This window comes from Variovorax terrae (assembly GCF_022809125.1).
Taxonomy (GTDB): domain Bacteria; phylum Pseudomonadota; class Gammaproteobacteria; order Burkholderiales; family Burkholderiaceae_C; genus Variovorax_A; species Variovorax_A terrae.
Genome location: NZ_JALGBI010000004.1, coordinates 64103 through 78499 on the forward strand (window position 1 = coordinate 64103; position 14397 = coordinate 78499).

A 14397-nucleotide genomic window follows, 5' to 3' on the forward strand; every position below is an offset into this window, starting at 1 on the left:
GCTGGGAATGGATAGTTCAACCGCCGTCTTTTTGGGGGTGGACGGCGTCACGAACGGAGCGGTCTACGCTCTGGTGGCGCTGTCTCTCGTGCTGGTGTACACAACCACGCGCGTGGTTAACGTCGCGCAGGGTGACTACCTCACGTTTGGAGCCTTGTCGTTTGCCAGCCTTGCAGCTGGGTCGCTCACGCCCCTTGTCTATCTGGTGCTCGGAGCGGGTGTCGTGGCGATGGCCATCGACATGCGGCGAGCGATTACCTACAAGCGCAATCCTCTGGCGCCGTTGGCCAAGTATCTGGTCGCCGGCATTGTGCTTGTTGGTCTGACACTGTTGGCCAGCCGTTCCCAGTCCATGTTCTTGCAAATGGTAGCAGCTCTGCTTCTGGTGTCATCCATGGGGCCGGTCATTTACCAGTTGACCGTTGAGCCGAACCCGGGTAATCCACCGATTGTGTTGTTGACCTGCAGCGTCGGGGTCACTCTGATTCTCCATCCCCTGGGGCTTCTTCTGTGGGGGTCTGATTCGAGGACGGTCAACCCCATCAGCGATCTACGGCTCAGCTTGGGTGGGGTCGATTTGGCCATGCAATCCGTTCTCATCGTAGGAGCCGCGCTCGTCATGACCGTCGCGCTGTTCGCCTTTTTTCGCTATTCGCTGCACGGGAAGGCGTTGCGAGCAGCGTCTATCAATCGAGACGGCGCGCTGTACTGCGGCGTACCCGTTGGTACTGTCGGCCGCCTCAGCTATTTCATCGCGGCCGGCATGTCCGCCCTGAGCGGCATGCTGCTCGCGCCGCTGGTTACTGCCAACTACGAGATGGGCTTCGCCGTTGGTCTCAAGGGATTCGTCGGGGCAGTGCTGGGAGGGCTGGTGACGTACCCGCTTTCCCTTGCCGGTGTTTTCGTGGTGGGCGTATTCGAATCCTTCTCCGCTTTCTTCAGCAGTGCATTCCGTGACGCATGGGTCTTTGCGCTGGTCATTCCGATTCTTCTCTGGCGAAACGCCAGCCACGGAGACGACCTCGATGAACACTGACAACGCCGCCACTCGCCTTGCGGCACCAAGTCGAATGAATCGGGAGCGAGTCATCCTTGTTGCAATCAGCGCACTGGCGGTCCTGCTCCTCTCGACCGCGTCCACCTACTACGTTGGCCTGGTTGCCGTGGTGGGGGTCAATGCCATCGTTGTGATCGGCCTCGCATTCCTGATGGCCACGGGTCAGATGTCCCTTGGCCATGCTGCCTTCGTCGGGCTTGGTGCCTATAGCTCGGCACTGCTGACCATTCGCTTGGGTATTCCAGTCGTGCTGGCCATCCCCATGGCGACCCTCTTGTGCGCATCGGTGGGATACGTACTCGCCAAACTGACGCTCCAACTGAAGGGCCACTACCTGCCGCTGGCGACGCTCGCCTATGGCATGGCCATTTCGGTCTGCTTCGTTGGCGCAATCGACCTCACTGGAGGCGCCTCTGGATTGACTGGCGTAAAACCCTTGTCCATCTTCGGCTTTGCGTTCGATACCCGAACTACGGCCGTGCTGATCTGGATCGTCGTGGCGTTGCTGGTGATCGGCTATACGCGCGTCTATCGCGGCCGCGTTGGGCGCGCGGCCCGGGCACTCAAGAGCAACCGTGTCATGGTCAGCGCCTTCGGGGTCGACGTGCCGGCCACGAGAACCCGGATATTTGTGTTGTCCGCCGCGCTGGCTGGCCTGGCCGGAACTCTCTACGCTTGCTACATGCAATTCCTGAGCCCATCGACGTTCTCGCTCAACGCCTCCATCAATGTTCTGATCATGGCGGTACTCGGTGGGGTCGCGGGGCCATTGGGGGCCATTTTGGGCGCTGCCTTCTTCACGGTCATCGAACTGAGCGCGCAGTATGTGATCGCGAATGTCTTGGAACTTCCCGGTCAAGTCGAGACCATGCTGTTCGGCGCCATACTTATCATCATGCTGCTGAAGTGGCCCAATGGCTTGTTGTCGTGGGCGCGCATCGGTGAACGCCCCCCCCTGGAGGCTGACCCCGGTCATGCGGCCAGCGCGAGCCATCAGAAGCGGCCGGCGGCTTCTTTGGAGGCCGACAACGTCACCAAGAAATTTGGCGGTCTCACTGCCCTCTCCGAGGTGAGCGCTGCCATCCCGAGCGGTGCCATCACGGGCTTGATCGGCCCCAACGGCGCGGGGAAGTCGACACTTTTCAATGTGCTGACCCATGTCTTCCCGGCCACCAGCGGATCCGTCACCCTCAATGGCAAGCCATTGCCGCTGACCAGCCAGGAGGTAGTTCGCCAAGGTATCGCGCGTACCTTCCAGCACGTGCAGCTAGTGCAGGAACTGGACGTGCTGCAAAACGTGCTGATCGGTGGGTATATCAACGGCAAGTCGGGACTGTTCTCTGCGGCTTTCGGACTCGACAAAGCGGAGGAAGCAACGTTGACGCGTGAAGCGCTGATCGCACTGAAACGGGTTGGCCTGCTTGATGTTGCACACACCAAGGTGTCGGAGCTTCCGTTGGGGAGTCAGCGTCTAGTTGAGGTGGCTCGCGCGCTTATGGCTCGGCCTTCATTGCTACTGCTCGACGAGCCGGCGGCAGGCCTACGTGCTCCGGAGAAAGAACGCTTGAGCCGACTGCTGCAGTCGCTGCGCGACGAAGATGGCATGACAGTGCTCATCGTTGAGCACGATATGGAGTTGGTCATGGGCTGCGCGGACTATCTCTTTGTCCTGAACTTCGGCACGTTGCTGGCGCAGGGCAGTCCCACGGAAGTTCAGTGCAATCCCGACGTGATCAACGCCTATCTGGGGACTGAGGTATGACGATGCTGAAAGTGGATGCTCTGTCTGTTTCATATGGACAGGTATGTGCGGTCAATGGAATTTCTTTCAGCGTGAAAGAAGGCGATCTGGTCTCGCTCATCGGTGCGAACGGTGCAGGCAAGACGACGCTGCTCAAAGCGGTGATGGGCGCGTTGGTGGCTGACTCTGGGGACGTGTCCTTGGCGGGTGTTGCGCTGGGCCGTGCACCCGTGGAGGAGCGGGTGCGTCGCGGCATGTACCTGGTGCCGGAAAAGCGCTCTCTTTTCAACTCGATGACTGTTCAGGACAACCTGGAGCTGGGGACTTATGCCAATCGCAAGGGGCTCCACTTCGCCGAAGAACTCAAGCGCATCTACAAGCTCTTCCCCATTCTGGACGAGCGTAAGGCGCAGCTGGCCGGAACATTGTCGGGCGGCCAGCAGCAGATGGTGGCGATTGGTCGTGCACTGATCGCACGGCCCAAGGTTCTGCTGCTCGACGAGCCGTCAATCGGCCTCGCGCCCCTGGTGGTGCAGCAGATCATGGATGTCATCGTGGAGCACAAGCGCCAGGAGGGCTTGACGGTCGTGTTGGTCGAGCAGAACGCGCGGCTGGCACTTCGCGCAGCCGATCGTGCTTACCTGATCGAGATCGGCAAGGTCATCAAGGAGGGCACCGGCAACGAGCTTGCCAACGACCAGCAGCTGTCGGAGATCTACCTTGGGTCGGGCAGCCGGAAAAAGGAGGCCGCAAATGCATAGACAGCCGTATAGCGAGTTGCGAGCAGCTTATAGAGCAGGCTCGCTGTCACCCGTGGGTGTGGCCGTGTCTGCATTGGCGCATGCCGAGCAGGTACAGGAGCGTTTGAACGCCTTCGCGTTGATCGACCATGAGCGCGCGCTGTCTTTAGCATCGGCTTCGGAGCGGCGATGGATGAGCGGAAGTCCTCTGAGCCCCCTGGATGGCATGCCGATTACAGTGAAGGAGTTTGCGGCGGTAAAAGGCTGGGCCACGCGTCGCGGCTCGCTGGTCACGTCAGCTGATCCGGTGGCCCTGAGCGCTGTGTTTGTGGAACGGTTGTTGAGCTCGGGCGCAGTACTTCTGGGCAAGACGCGCGCCCCCGAGTTCAACTGGAAAGGTGTCACGGACAGCCCCGGTTATGGCATCACGCGCAATCCGTTGAATCCGAATTTGACCCCCGGAGGCAGCAGTGGCGGATGCTCGGCCGCGGTGGGCGCTGGTGTGGTTCGCGTATCGCTTGGCAGTGACGCGGGCGGCTCGGTTCGCATCCCGGCCGCGTTCACCGGGACGGTGGCATTAAAGCCGACCTTTGGTCGCATTCCCTTGACGCCGCCGCCAAGCGCCTTCTTCAGCGTGGTCCATACGGGGCCGATTGGGGCCAGCGTTGCGGATCTCGCGGACGTGATGCAGGTCGTGAGCGGCCCTCACGCCGGGGACTGGTCTTCGATCGGCCTGCGTGAGGTCGCGTTCAATGCAATTCCTCGCGCGGCCGGACTGCGCATTGGGCTGCTCTCGGAGGCCCGGTGGGAAGGCAGTGACCCGGTAGTCTTGCAAGGCATGGAGGAAGTAGCGGCCCTGATTGCGGCGGCGGGCTTTTCGCTCAAGACCGTGGACTTCAACGTTCAGCGGGCGTCGCAGGTGGGGGCATTTTTCTATTCGCTAGGCTGTTGCGCCGCTGTGCAGGCTGTTCCCGACGCGCTGCGCAGCCAGCTTGATCAGGCGCTGCTGCGGTTCGTTGATCCGCTGAAGGACGCATGTGTCGACGATGTCCTGAAGATGCAACAAGCTCGGGATGTGCTGGCAGGCGAGCTGCATGGGCTCTTCAACCACATCGACGTGCTAATGCTACCGACCCTGCCTATCCTGCCGTTTGAGGCAGGTCGAAATTCGCCCCGTGAATGGCACAGCGATGACTGGATGACCTGGAATCCGTTCACACCGGCATTCAACCTGACCCAGGCGCCTGCGGTGTCGTACCCGATCTGGCCGCAAGGGGCTGCACTGCCTATGGGCGTGCAACTCGTGGGGGCCAGAGGGAACGACGAGATCGTTCTGGCGATGACTGCCTGGCTGGAGCAGCTGCGGCCGATCACGTTGGGCTCGCGGAGTTGATTCCCGTTCGCGCTGTGCAAGCAGTCCCCAAAAGTCCTACCTAGTCCCGATATGAGGGCACTCAAATGAACCGTGTGCTTGGACGTGCGGCCTCTGGCATCTTTGTTGGAACAATGGTCATGAGCAGCGCCTTAGCTGGTTCTATCGCATACCTCGGGCCTGCGGGTTCGTGGACACATCAGGCATGCCTCGATCTTTTCGGTGAAAAGGATCTTGTGCCGCTTTCGCGTGAGGAGCTGTTCAGCGAGTACCAGAAGGGCAAGGTAGAGCGGGCCTGCATCCCCGTGACAACCTCAGTGGTCGGCGTTACCCCGTACATGGATGCGGTTCTTGACCTTCCGGACGCGATGATCGTGGCGGAGTATCCCAAGATGCTTGGCTACAGCCTGCTGGCCCGGCCCGGTACCAAGCGCGAAGATGTCACGGAGGTGCTGGCTCACCCGGTGGCATTCGAGGAGGTCAAGCCATGGCTTAATCGCGAGATGCCAAGAGTGCGCCGCACGGATGCTGCAAGCGGTGGCGCGGCAGCCCAGGCTGTGGCGAATAGCCCAGCGCTCGACAAAGCGTCATTCGGTCCCAAGGTGGGTGCGTCGGTATACCAGCTGATCTCGCTGGTCGATGGCATCGAGGAAGGCCCGCACAACGTGACGCGGTGGTGGGTACTGGGGCGCAACATGCCTGCGCCGACGGGCAATGACAAGACGTCGCTGCTGGTCAATGCGTCGGACGACAACTTCGGTGCCGTCCTTGGTTCGTTCAACCAGGCTGGTGTGCAGGTGCTGACAGTCTATGAACGTCCCAGCAAGAAAACCCTCGATACACATCGCTACCTGATCGAGGTCGCTGGCCATGCCAAGCAGGGGAAGCTGTTGCAGTTCCTGCAGGCTCACGGCGACATTCGAATCCTGGGCTCCTACCCTCGGAAGTGAGGCTCGCGTGCGAGCGGCAAGGGCTGCACGACCAGGGATGCCGCTCAGGCGGCGTGCCGATGCTCCCGCGCGCGCCGGCCTTGGTGGCACATCCAGAAATGGCGTCCCTCGTTCAGCAGCACGCCTTCAGATTTCAACCTCGTGATCGTTCGAGTGACGGTGACGCGGCTTGTGCCCGTCAGTGCGGCCACTTGTCCGTGGGTAAGGGGGGTACGGATCCGGATGCCATCGCTGTCTTCGACACCGTAAAGCTCTGCGAGCCGGCTCAACAGTTCCACAATGCGTAGATCCGGGCGAGGCGTCGCCAGGAACTGGATGCGCATACCCAGCACCCATTGCTTGACCGCCACGACCTCCATGAGGGCAGTGGCGAACTCTATGTTTTGCGGGAATGCCTTCTTCACGTCGGGGTAGTCGAACTCGATGAGCACGCACGGCTCCAGGGTCGTCGCGGTGGACATGCGTCGCTGCCCGGCCATGGCTGATCCTTCCCCGATCAAGGCACCAGAGCCCATCAATTCCAGGATGAACTCAGCGCCGTCATACTGGAAGATTTCGACCTGTACGCGTCCACTGACGACGAAGTAGAAAGTTGATCCCGCATCGCCTTGGCGATATAGCGTTGTTCCCTCTGGGGTCTCCCGTCGACACCCCAGATGTTCTGCTGCCACGAACACACCGGCGGCTTGGGCGTCCATGTACCAAGTTTCTGTTACGAGCTCATTGCGGGTTTCCATGCGTGGCACCTTTGAAGTGCAAATGCCTTGATGCATTCCCGGTTGCAGCGCCAAGCTGCCCTGAAATTGTGCAAATGCATTTGTAATTAACAAATATCACACATATGTATCGCAAAATCCGTTCCAAGTGAACCCTAGGTTTCCCTGACGTGCACACGTCGCCGGAAGCGGGCGTCAAGTTAGCTTCCCGACCGGCGGGCACGAACTGCTGCGGCGAGTTCCTTTAGGACTGGAACAGTCTGTGGAAAGCTGAGGCAGGCGTCCGTGACCGAGACACCGTAGGCCAGTTCTTGATCGGTGCTGCTCGATGGTTGTGGGAGCCAGCCCCATTGGGGTGGCTAGGTCGCGTAACGATCGGCTCGCAGGAGGCAGGCCTTTGGGGCCAGGGGGGCGGCCCGCGGCGACTGTCTGCAGGGATTGCCGATTGCCGGCAGCGCTGATCAGGGGCGGTGTCCCAACTGCCTCGATGCTTCTTGCGCCGAGTCTTTGACGGCTTGGGCCATGGGAGACTCCCACGATGCGGAAACAAGATCCTCGCGTCCAAGCAGTGTCAGAACCAACACTGGCCGGCGCTCGTGGTCGAATATTGGGGCGGAGAAGGCATTCACGCCCGGGATAGGCTTGCCAACAGCGCGCGTGCAGCCGTGCTGGCGCAACTCGTCACGTGCTTCTTGGATCTGCCCGTCGTAGGCCCGCACGTCGAAGGTGCGGGGGGCATCCTCGAAGCCCAAGGCCATGCCGGCCATGGCATCTGCGATCTGCTCCGAGCCTACGACGCCTGCAAATGCCCGCCCCGTTGCGGTTCCAAAGGGAGACATGACGGTTCCGGCGCGCATGGCCACGTGCAGGGGGTGGACGGCATCAATCATGCGTATGACCGTAGGCCCAAGATTTCCCCAGACAGCTACTGCGACCGCCTGGGCTGTTTCGGCCGCCAGAACTTCCGCAATGGGGCGAGCAACCTGAAGGGGTTCTAGCTGATGCAGCGCTGTTAGGCCCATTTGGAGTGCTGCAGACCCCAACGCATACCGCCCGCTCCCATCACCATCCTGCCGCACAAAGCCGAGCCGGCCGAAACTCACCAGATAAGGGTGTGCCCGGGACGAGGGTAGGCCGGCTTTGGCCGCCAATTCCTTTAGCAGCATGGGTTCGGGGCTGGCCGCCAGAGCCAGCAGCAACCGGCCGCCTACCTCCACCGACTGAACGGCGCGCTGCGACTTGAGGCTTTCTTCTTCTATTGGATTCATGTTGCAATTTTGACAAAAGCGTTTGCATCTGGCAAACGCATGGATAAAATGCAAACGCATTTGTCTATCGCAAACAAGGAATCACGCATGAACACCAAGGCCTTTGCCAGCCACGCCGACACTGAAATCAAGAAGGTCAGCTTTGAGCAGCTGTCCGAACACGGCTGGGCGTACACCGCCGAAGGTGACCCCAACACGGGCATCATCATTGGCGACGACGCTGTGCTGGTGGCCGACACCCAGGCCACGCCCGCGATGGCAGCCGACGTGATCCGCCGCATCCGCGAAGTCACCGACAAGCCGATCAAGTACGTTGTGCTCACCCACTACCACGCGGTGCGCGTGCTGGGCGCCAGCGCCTACGGTGCGCAACAGATCCTGGCCAGCCAGGACACCTACGACCTGATCGTGGAGCGCGGGGAGCAGGACAAGGCCAGCGAGATCGGCCGCTTCCCGCGCCTGTTCCAGAACGTCGAAACCGTGCCCGCCGGCATGACCTGGCCGACGATGACCTTCACCGGCAAGATGACCCTGTGGCTGGGCAAGCTGGAAGTACAACTGCTGCAGCTCGGCCGCGGCCACACCAAGGGCGACACCGTGATCTGGCTGCCGGGCGAGAAGACGATGCTGTCGGGCGACCTGGTGGAGTTCGACGCCACTCCCTACGCCGGCGATGCTTACTTCAAGGACTGGCCCCAGACGCTGGAGAACATCGCCGCGCTGAAGCCGCTGGCGCTGGTGCCCGGCCGTGGCCCGGCCCTCAAGGGCGATGCGCAGGTGCAGCAGGGCCTGCAGGTTACGGGTGACTTCATCCGTGACGTTTGGACGCAGGTGAAGGCAGGCGCCGACGCCGGCCGTGATCTCAAGACCGTCTACCGCGAGACCTACGCGGCGCTCAAGCCCAAATACGGGCACTGGGTTATCTTCGACCACTGCATGCCGTTTGACGTGACCCGCTGCTACGACGAAGCGACGCAGCACCGCGATCCGCGCATCTGGACTGCGGAGCGCGATCGCCAAATGTGGGAAACGCTCGAGGGCTAATTCGTGTGGGGCACCAGAGCTTATTCATCCGGTGCCCGTAGCGGACTGCTTGAGAGGTGCTTGGTCGCTGCAGTTGCGTCATGAAGCCGATAGCGGTCATCCAGCACACGGAGATCAGTGCCCCCGGGGCCATCGGCCCCATCCTTGCCGAACATGCGCGCGAAGTGCGCGTTTTTCGTGTGGACCGTGGAGAACCGGTACCCAAGGACGTCGCTCCATATGGCGGGCTGGTGTCGTTGGGCGGCTCGATGAATGTGCATGATCCCCTGCCCTGGATCGCGGACGAACTGGCGCTGATTCGAAATGCCGACCGGCGCGGCATTCCCGTCGCGGGACATTGCCTGGGCAGCCAGCTCGTGGCGTTGGCACTGGGGGGCAGGGTATGTACGCACACCCATCCAGAGATCGGGTGGAGCCGCCTGGAGCCGGTAGCTAGCCATCTCGCGGATGCGTGGTGGGGGCCGTATGCGCTGGAGGCCATTGAAACCTTCCAATGGCACTACGACACATTCGAGCCGCCAAGCGGATCGCAGCTTCTCGCATCCAGCCCCCTTTGCCGCAATCAAGCCTTCATCGTCGCGGGACGGCACCTCTTGATCCAGTCGCATCTGGAGGCCACGCCAGAGATCATTGCCCGCATGGCTGTCGCAGGCAGACGCACGGAGATACCGGAAGCCTTTGAGCCCACGGGGTACCACCAGGATCTGGCCACGCGTGCATCACGCATGCACGGTGTTCTGTCGCAGTTGTACGCACGCTGGCTGCTCTCCGCCCCTTGAGGTTTGCCATGGGGTCTGAAGTTAAGTAGTGAACAGTCAGTCGCTGTCCCCAGGGCCAAACTTACGGCCTCAAGAATTGGCCCAAGGAGCGTCGATTTCCCCGATGTCTCCTGCGAGCACCGCGGCAAGGGGATCGGCTGGGAAAGCAGCATGCACAGTCGAAGTGAAATTCAGGAGACGATTCAAATGAGCCTTACCTACCTTTCCGGCTTTGGCAACGAATACGCCACCGAGGCCGTGCCCGGTGCGTTGCCTCAGGGCCGCAACAGCCCGCAGCGCGCGCCATTCGACCTCTACCCGGAACTCATTTCCGGCACCGCCTTCACGGCGCCGCGGCATGAGAACCGCCGCACCTGGATGTACCGGCGCCGGCCTTCGGTGGTGGCCGGCCGCTACGAGAGCTATACCCATCCCTTGTGGACCACCGGTGGCGACCGCGAGACCGCGCTGGCCCCCGAGCCGATGCGCTGGCATCCCATTCCCTTCGAGCCCAATTCGGAAACCGACTTCGTCGATGGCATGCGCACCCTGGCTGCCAACGGTGATGCCGACGCGCAGTGCGGCGTCGGATCGCTGGTCTATCTCGCGACCAAGTCGATGGACAAGCGCGCCTTCGTCAACGCGGATGGCGAACTGCTGGTGGTGCCGCAGCAGGGCCGCCTGCTCATCACCACGGAGTTGGGCGTGCTGGAGGTGGCACCCGGCGAAATCGCCGTGCTGCCGCGAGGCCTGGTCTTCAAGGTGGCCGTGCCCGATGGCCCGTCGCGCGGCTATGTCTGCGAGAACTACGGCGCCCAGTTCCGCCTGCCCGATCTGGGGCCTATCGGCTCCAACGGCCTGGCCAATGCGCGCGACTTCCTCGCGCCGGTGGCTGCCTACGAGGACCACAGTGCGCCCTACGAACTAGTGAAGAAATTCGGTGGCCGCTTCTGGCGCGCGCCGACCAAGGGCACGCCCTTCAACGTGGTCGCCTGGCACGGCAACCTGTCGCCGATGAAGTACGACACGACCCACTTCATGACCATCGGCTCGATCAGCTTCGACCACCCCGATCCGTCCATCCTCACCGTGCTCACCTCGCCCAGCGACACGCCCGGCACCGCCAACTGCGACTTCGTCATCTTCCCGCCGCGCTGGCTGGTGATGGAAGACACCTTCCGCCCGCCCTGGTACCACCGCAACCTGATGAGTGAGTTCATGGGCCTGGTGTACGGCGAATACGACGCCAAGCCCGGCGGCTTCAAGCCTGGCGGTGCCAGCCTACACAACGCCATGGTGCCGCATGGACCGGACGAGGAAGCTTTCGACAAGGCCAGCCACGCCGACCTCAAGCCCCAGAAGCTGGACAACACCCTGGCCTTCATGTTCGAGAGCCGATACCGCTTCATCCCGACCTCCTTCGCATTGAACAAAGCGCCTCTGGATCATGACTACGCGAACTGCTGGGCAGGTCTGAAGGATCAATTCAAAGTATCTTGAGGAGCTTCTAACCATGTATGCAATCGATACCACGCACGACCCCGAGCGCACGAGCTGGGTCGAGACCGCCAATGCCAGCGATACGGACTTTCCGATCCAGAACTTGCCTTTCGGACGGTTTCGCACCGCGGGCAGTGCGGACGCCTTGCAGATCGGGGTAGCCATCGGCGACCAGATCCTGGACCTGCGCACGGCAGGGCTGATCTTCACCGACGACATGAATGCGCTGATGGCTGCGCCGACTGTCGAGCGCCGCGCATTGCGCAGGAAACTGTCCGATGGTCTGAGCGCCGGAAGCAGTCAGCAAGCAGCCTGGGAGAAAGCTCTGGTGCCGCAGTCGGCATGTGAACTGGGTGTGCCGTGCCGCATTGGCGACTACACCGACTTCTATGTCGGCATCCACCACGCCACCGCTGTCGGCAAGCTCTTCCGCCCGGACAACCCGCTCCTGCCCAACTACAAGTGGGTGCCGATCGGCTACCACGGCCGCGCGTCCTCGATCGTGCCGCACGGCACGTCGATCCGCAGGCCCAAGGGGCAGACGGCCGGGGCGAAGCAACCTGGCTTTGGCCCTAGCCAGCGGCTGGATCTCGAACTGGAGCTGGGCTTTCTGGTGGGGAAGGGCAACGCACTGGGCACGTCGGTCGCGATCACCGAGGCCGAGGAGCATCTCTTTGGCGTGACCCTGTTCAACGACTGGTCGGCTCGCGATATCCAGGCCTGGGAATACCAGCCGCTCGGTCCGTTCCTTGCCAAGAACTTCGGCAGCACGATCTCACCCTGGATCGTGACGATGGAAGCCCTGGCGCCGTTCCGCGCGCCGTTCGCGCACCCGGCGTCGGACCCGCAGCCTTTGCCCTATCTCGACGCAGCCGCAAACCGGGAGCAAGGGAGTCTGGACATCCAGCTAGAGGTTCTGCTGCAGACCGCGGCTATGCGCGAAGCTGGCCTGGCGCCGGTGACGATCTCTCGCAGCAACGCTGCGCAGGCCTCCTACTGGACCCCCGCGCAACTGATCGCCCATCACACCGTCAACGGCTGCAACCTGCAGCCGGGAGACCTCTTGGGCTCGGGCACCTTGAGCGGCCCCGCGCGGGAGCAGGCGGGTTCGCTGCTGGAGGCGACGCTTGGCGGCAAGGAGCCTCTCGTGTTGCCCAATGGCGAGCGGCGAACCTTCCTGCAGGACGGCGACACGCTGTCGCTCTCCGGCTACTGCGAACGGCCCGGCGCACGCCGCATCGGCTTTGGCCCCTGCGCGGGCACCATTTTGCCAAGCGTGTGAGCCAGCGAATGAAGCTGTTCAACTACTGGAGGTCATCGACCGCCTACCGCGTGCGCATCGCCCTGGAGCTCAAAGGCGTGCCCTACGAGGTGCAGAGCGTGAGCCTCGTCAAGGAGGGCGGTGAAAACCTCAAACCCGAGTACCTCGCCATCAATCCGCAGGGGCGGGTGCCGGCGCTGGCGCTGGACGACCAGCGCATCCTGCTCCAGTCGCCGGCCATCCTCGAGTATCTGGAGGAGCGCTACCCGGCGCCGCCGCTGTTGCCCACGAACCTGGAAGAGCGGGCGCACGTGCGGGCGCTTTGCGCCATCGTGGCCTGCGACATCCACCCGCTCAACAACGTTCGCACCCTGCGCGTGCTACGTGCGCAAGGGCAGGACGAGGTGGCCGTGCAGTCCTGGATCGCCCGTTGGATCGAAGAAGGATTTCACACTATCGAGGGACTGGTGGGCGATTCTGGGTTCTGCCATGGTGACACCCCTTCGCTAGCCGACGTGTGCCTGGTTCCCCAGGTCTACAATGCCCGCCGATTCGGCGTGTCGATGGACGTCTTCCCACGAATTCGGTGCATCGAGCAGCAATGCGCCGCCTTGCCGGCCTTCGATCGAGCAAAACCCGAAGCCCAGCCCGACGCCACTGCATAGGGCACGCAGATCATCACCACAGGAGACAACATGAGCAGCCACCGTGCCACGTCCACTTGGTCCCGACGGGCCGCCATCGGTGCGATTGCCGCCTGGGCAGCCGCAGGGGCGGCGCCCCTGATGGCGCAGCAGGCATTTCCCGCTCGACCCATCCGGTTCATCGTTCCCTATGCGGCAGGTGGCACGACGGACCTCGTGGCGCGTACAGTGGGCGCCCACATGGCCCAGACCTTGGGCCAGCCTATCGTGATCGACAACCGAGGCGGCGCGGGCGGCAACATTGGCATGGATGTTGTGGCGAAGGCTGCGCCTGACGGCTATACGGTCGGCATGGGCGCCATCTCGACCAATGCGCTGAATCCGCACCTCTACAAGAAGATGCCCTTCGACCCGCGCAACGACTTCACCGCGATTGGCATGCTGGGCAATTCCACCATCGTGCTGGAGGTGGGGCCGGCCCTGCAGGCCAAGAGCGTCGCCGAGTTGCTCGCCTACGCGAAGAAGCACCCGGGCGTGCCCTATGCCACCGCAGGCGCTGGCACCTCGATGAATCTTGCTGGCGTGCTGTTCGCGCAACTGAGCCAAACCGAATGGGTGCATGTGCCGTACAAGGGGAGCGCGCCGCTGATCACGGATCTGATCGCGGGCCAGGTGCCTGCTGCATTCGATAATCTGCCGGCTTCCTTGCCGCATATTCAGGCCGGCAAGCTGCGCGCCCTGGCTGTGGCGGGCTCTCAGCGATCGCCTTCCTTGCCCGACGTTCCGACCCTTGCGGAAGCAGGCCTGCCCGGATATGCGGTGGAACCGTGGTTCGGCGTCTATGGACCAGCGGGCCTGCCTGCGCCGGTGGTGCAGCGCCTGCAGACAGCGCTGCAGGGGGCGCTCAACGATCCGGCGGTCAAGGACAAGCTGTTGGCGGCAGGGTTTTCACCGCGCTCGTCTACGTCGGCGGAACTGGAGAGTCTGTCGGCGCGCGAATACGAGCGACTTGGGAAAGTCGCCCGTGAGGCAAAGATGACCGCGGACTGAGGCGGCTCGCCATGGGACCCGGGTACCTCCCATAGGCGTTCCCTGCGTTCGCATCGTGGCCTCTGGGCCATTGTGGCTTTCGGGCCGTCCACTCGTCCGAGCATCACCGTGTTCTCAAATTCTTCGCACCGGTGTATCGGGCGATACCGGTGAATCCCCGGTGCGCCTCTAGAGTTCTATTCGAACCGTTGCTGGCGAAGGCCGTCATGCAGCTCTCGCCGATCGCGCTTTGGCGACCTGCAGTGCGCCTGCTACACGGCCGCGGCTGCCGTCGGTCGGCCGTATCTACGCCCCGA

13 protein-coding genes and 1 pseudogene are annotated in these 14397 nt (G+C 62.5%); 11 read left to right on the top strand and 3 right to left on the bottom strand.

The window, feature by feature from the left end; translation table 11 throughout:
* Window positions 1-7 precede the first annotated feature (7 nt).
* The 5 genes from MMF98_RS23380 to MMF98_RS23400 all read left to right on the top strand — a co-directional run bounded on the left by MMF98_RS23380 (window position 8) and on the right by MMF98_RS23400 (window position 5860).
* Window positions 8-1036 (top strand): branched-chain amino acid ABC transporter permease, encoded by a 1029-nt coding sequence (locus tag MMF98_RS23380; protein WP_243309764.1) that lies wholly within the window; start codon window positions 8-10, stop codon window positions 1034-1036.
* Window positions 1026-2819 (top strand): branched-chain amino acid ABC transporter ATP-binding protein/permease, encoded by a 1794-nt coding sequence (locus tag MMF98_RS23385; RefSeq protein ID WP_243309765.1) that lies wholly within the window; start codon window positions 1026-1028, stop codon window positions 2817-2819. The genes MMF98_RS23380 and MMF98_RS23385 overlap by 11 nt, the downstream gene beginning before the upstream one ends.
* Entirely contained in the window at window positions 2816-3559 is a 744-nt protein-coding gene (locus MMF98_RS23390) for an ABC transporter ATP-binding protein (protein ID WP_243309766.1), read from the top strand. The genes MMF98_RS23385 and MMF98_RS23390 overlap by 4 nt, the downstream gene beginning before the upstream one ends.
* Complete coding sequence (locus MMF98_RS23395; protein ID WP_243309767.1) at window positions 3552-4931, top strand: amidase family protein; 1380 nt, start codon at window positions 3552-3554, stop codon at window positions 4929-4931. The genes MMF98_RS23390 and MMF98_RS23395 overlap by 8 nt, the downstream gene beginning before the upstream one ends.
* A gap of 119 nt (window positions 4932-5050) precedes the next feature.
* Window positions 5051-5860 carry a prephenate dehydratase gene (locus tag MMF98_RS23400; RefSeq protein ID WP_423837680.1) on the top strand — a complete coding sequence of 270 codons (810 nt, stop codon included), beginning with the start codon at window positions 5051-5053 and terminating at the stop codon, window positions 5858-5860.
* A gap of 44 nt (window positions 5861-5904) precedes the next feature.
* Here the strand turns inward: MMF98_RS23400 and MMF98_RS23405 are convergent, their stop codons facing one another.
* The 3 genes and pseudogenes from MMF98_RS23405 to MMF98_RS23415 all read right to left on the bottom strand — a co-directional run bounded on the left by MMF98_RS23405 (window position 5905) and on the right by MMF98_RS23415 (window position 7844).
* Window positions 5905-6597 (bottom strand): Crp/Fnr family transcriptional regulator, encoded by a 693-nt coding sequence (locus MMF98_RS23405; RefSeq protein ID WP_243309768.1) that lies wholly within the window; start codon window positions 6595-6597, stop codon window positions 5905-5907.
* Window positions 6598-6776: 179 nt separating this feature from the next.
* Window positions 6777-6890: pseudogene (locus MMF98_RS23410) on the bottom strand (3-deoxy-7-phosphoheptulonate synthase); the annotation flags it as partial.
* 147 nt (window positions 6891-7037) lie between these two features.
* A complete protein-coding gene (locus MMF98_RS23415; protein ID WP_243309769.1) occupies window positions 7038-7844 on the bottom strand; it encodes an IclR family transcriptional regulator in 807 nt (268 codons plus the stop codon).
* An 87-nt stretch (window positions 7845-7931) separates the two neighbouring features.
* On the opposite strand from MMF98_RS23415, the gene MMF98_RS23420 reads away from it, so the two are divergent.
* The 6 genes from MMF98_RS23420 to MMF98_RS23445 all read left to right on the top strand — a co-directional run bounded on the left by MMF98_RS23420 (window position 7932) and on the right by MMF98_RS23445 (window position 14101).
* Window positions 7932-8888, top strand: a complete 957-nt coding sequence (locus MMF98_RS23420) for an MBL fold metallo-hydrolase (protein WP_243309770.1) — start codon at window positions 7932-7934, stop codon at window positions 8886-8888.
* An 80-nt stretch (window positions 8889-8968) separates the two neighbouring features.
* Complete coding sequence (locus MMF98_RS23425) at window positions 8969-9667, top strand: type 1 glutamine amidotransferase (protein WP_243309771.1); 699 nt, start codon at window positions 8969-8971, stop codon at window positions 9665-9667.
* A 186-nt stretch (window positions 9668-9853) separates the two neighbouring features.
* Window positions 9854-11146 (top strand): homogentisate 1,2-dioxygenase, encoded by a 1293-nt coding sequence (hmgA, locus tag MMF98_RS23430; RefSeq protein WP_243309772.1) that lies wholly within the window; start codon window positions 9854-9856, stop codon window positions 11144-11146.
* A gap of 13 nt (window positions 11147-11159) precedes the next feature.
* Entirely contained in the window at window positions 11160-12428 is a 1269-nt protein-coding gene (gene fahA, locus MMF98_RS23435) for a fumarylacetoacetase (protein ID WP_243309773.1), read from the top strand.
* A gap of 8 nt (window positions 12429-12436) precedes the next feature.
* A complete protein-coding gene (gene maiA / locus MMF98_RS23440) occupies window positions 12437-13072 on the top strand; it encodes a maleylacetoacetate isomerase (RefSeq protein ID WP_243309798.1) in 636 nt (211 codons plus the stop codon).
* Window positions 13073-13102: 30 nt separating this feature from the next.
* Window positions 13103-14101, top strand: coding sequence for a Bug family tripartite tricarboxylate transporter substrate binding protein (locus MMF98_RS23445; RefSeq protein ID WP_423837681.1), 999 nt, complete (start codon window positions 13103-13105; stop codon window positions 14099-14101).
* Window positions 14102-14397: the final 296 nt, after the last annotated feature.

Excerpts from the sequence above, each read along its gene's own strand:
- MMF98_RS23445 (WP_423837681.1), top strand. The coding sequence starts at position 13,103 with ATGAGCAGCCACCGTGCCACGTCCACTTGGTCCCGACGGGCCGCCATC.
- MMF98_RS23420 (WP_243309770.1), top strand. The coding sequence starts at position 7,932 with ATGAACACCAAGGCCTTTGCCAGCCACGCCGACACTGAAATCAAGAAG.
- MMF98_RS23405 (WP_243309768.1), bottom strand. The coding sequence starts at position 6,597 with ATGGAAACCCGCAATGAGCTCGTAACAGAAACTTGGTACATGGACGCC.
- MMF98_RS23380 (WP_243309764.1), top strand. The coding sequence starts at position 8 with ATGGATAGTTCAACCGCCGTCTTTTTGGGGGTGGACGGCGTCACGAAC.
- MMF98_RS23400 (WP_423837680.1), top strand. The coding sequence starts at position 5,051 with ATGAGCAGCGCCTTAGCTGGTTCTATCGCATACCTCGGGCCTGCGGGT.
- fahA (WP_243309773.1), top strand. The coding sequence starts at position 11,160 with ATGTATGCAATCGATACCACGCACGACCCCGAGCGCACGAGCTGGGTC.
- MMF98_RS23385 (WP_243309765.1), top strand. The coding sequence starts at position 1,026 with ATGAACACTGACAACGCCGCCACTCGCCTTGCGGCACCAAGTCGAATG.
- MMF98_RS23390 (WP_243309766.1), top strand. The coding sequence starts at position 2,816 with ATGACGATGCTGAAAGTGGATGCTCTGTCTGTTTCATATGGACAGGTA.
- hmgA (WP_243309772.1), top strand. The coding sequence starts at position 9,854 with ATGAGCCTTACCTACCTTTCCGGCTTTGGCAACGAATACGCCACCGAG.
- maiA (WP_243309798.1), top strand. The coding sequence starts at position 12,437 with ATGAAGCTGTTCAACTACTGGAGGTCATCGACCGCCTACCGCGTGCGC.
- MMF98_RS23415 (WP_243309769.1), bottom strand. The coding sequence starts at position 7,844 with ATGAATCCAATAGAAGAAGAAAGCCTCAAGTCGCAGCGCGCCGTTCAG.
- MMF98_RS23425 (WP_243309771.1), top strand. The coding sequence starts at position 8,969 with ATGAAGCCGATAGCGGTCATCCAGCACACGGAGATCAGTGCCCCCGGG.
- MMF98_RS23395 (WP_243309767.1), top strand. The coding sequence starts at position 3,552 with ATGCATAGACAGCCGTATAGCGAGTTGCGAGCAGCTTATAGAGCAGGC.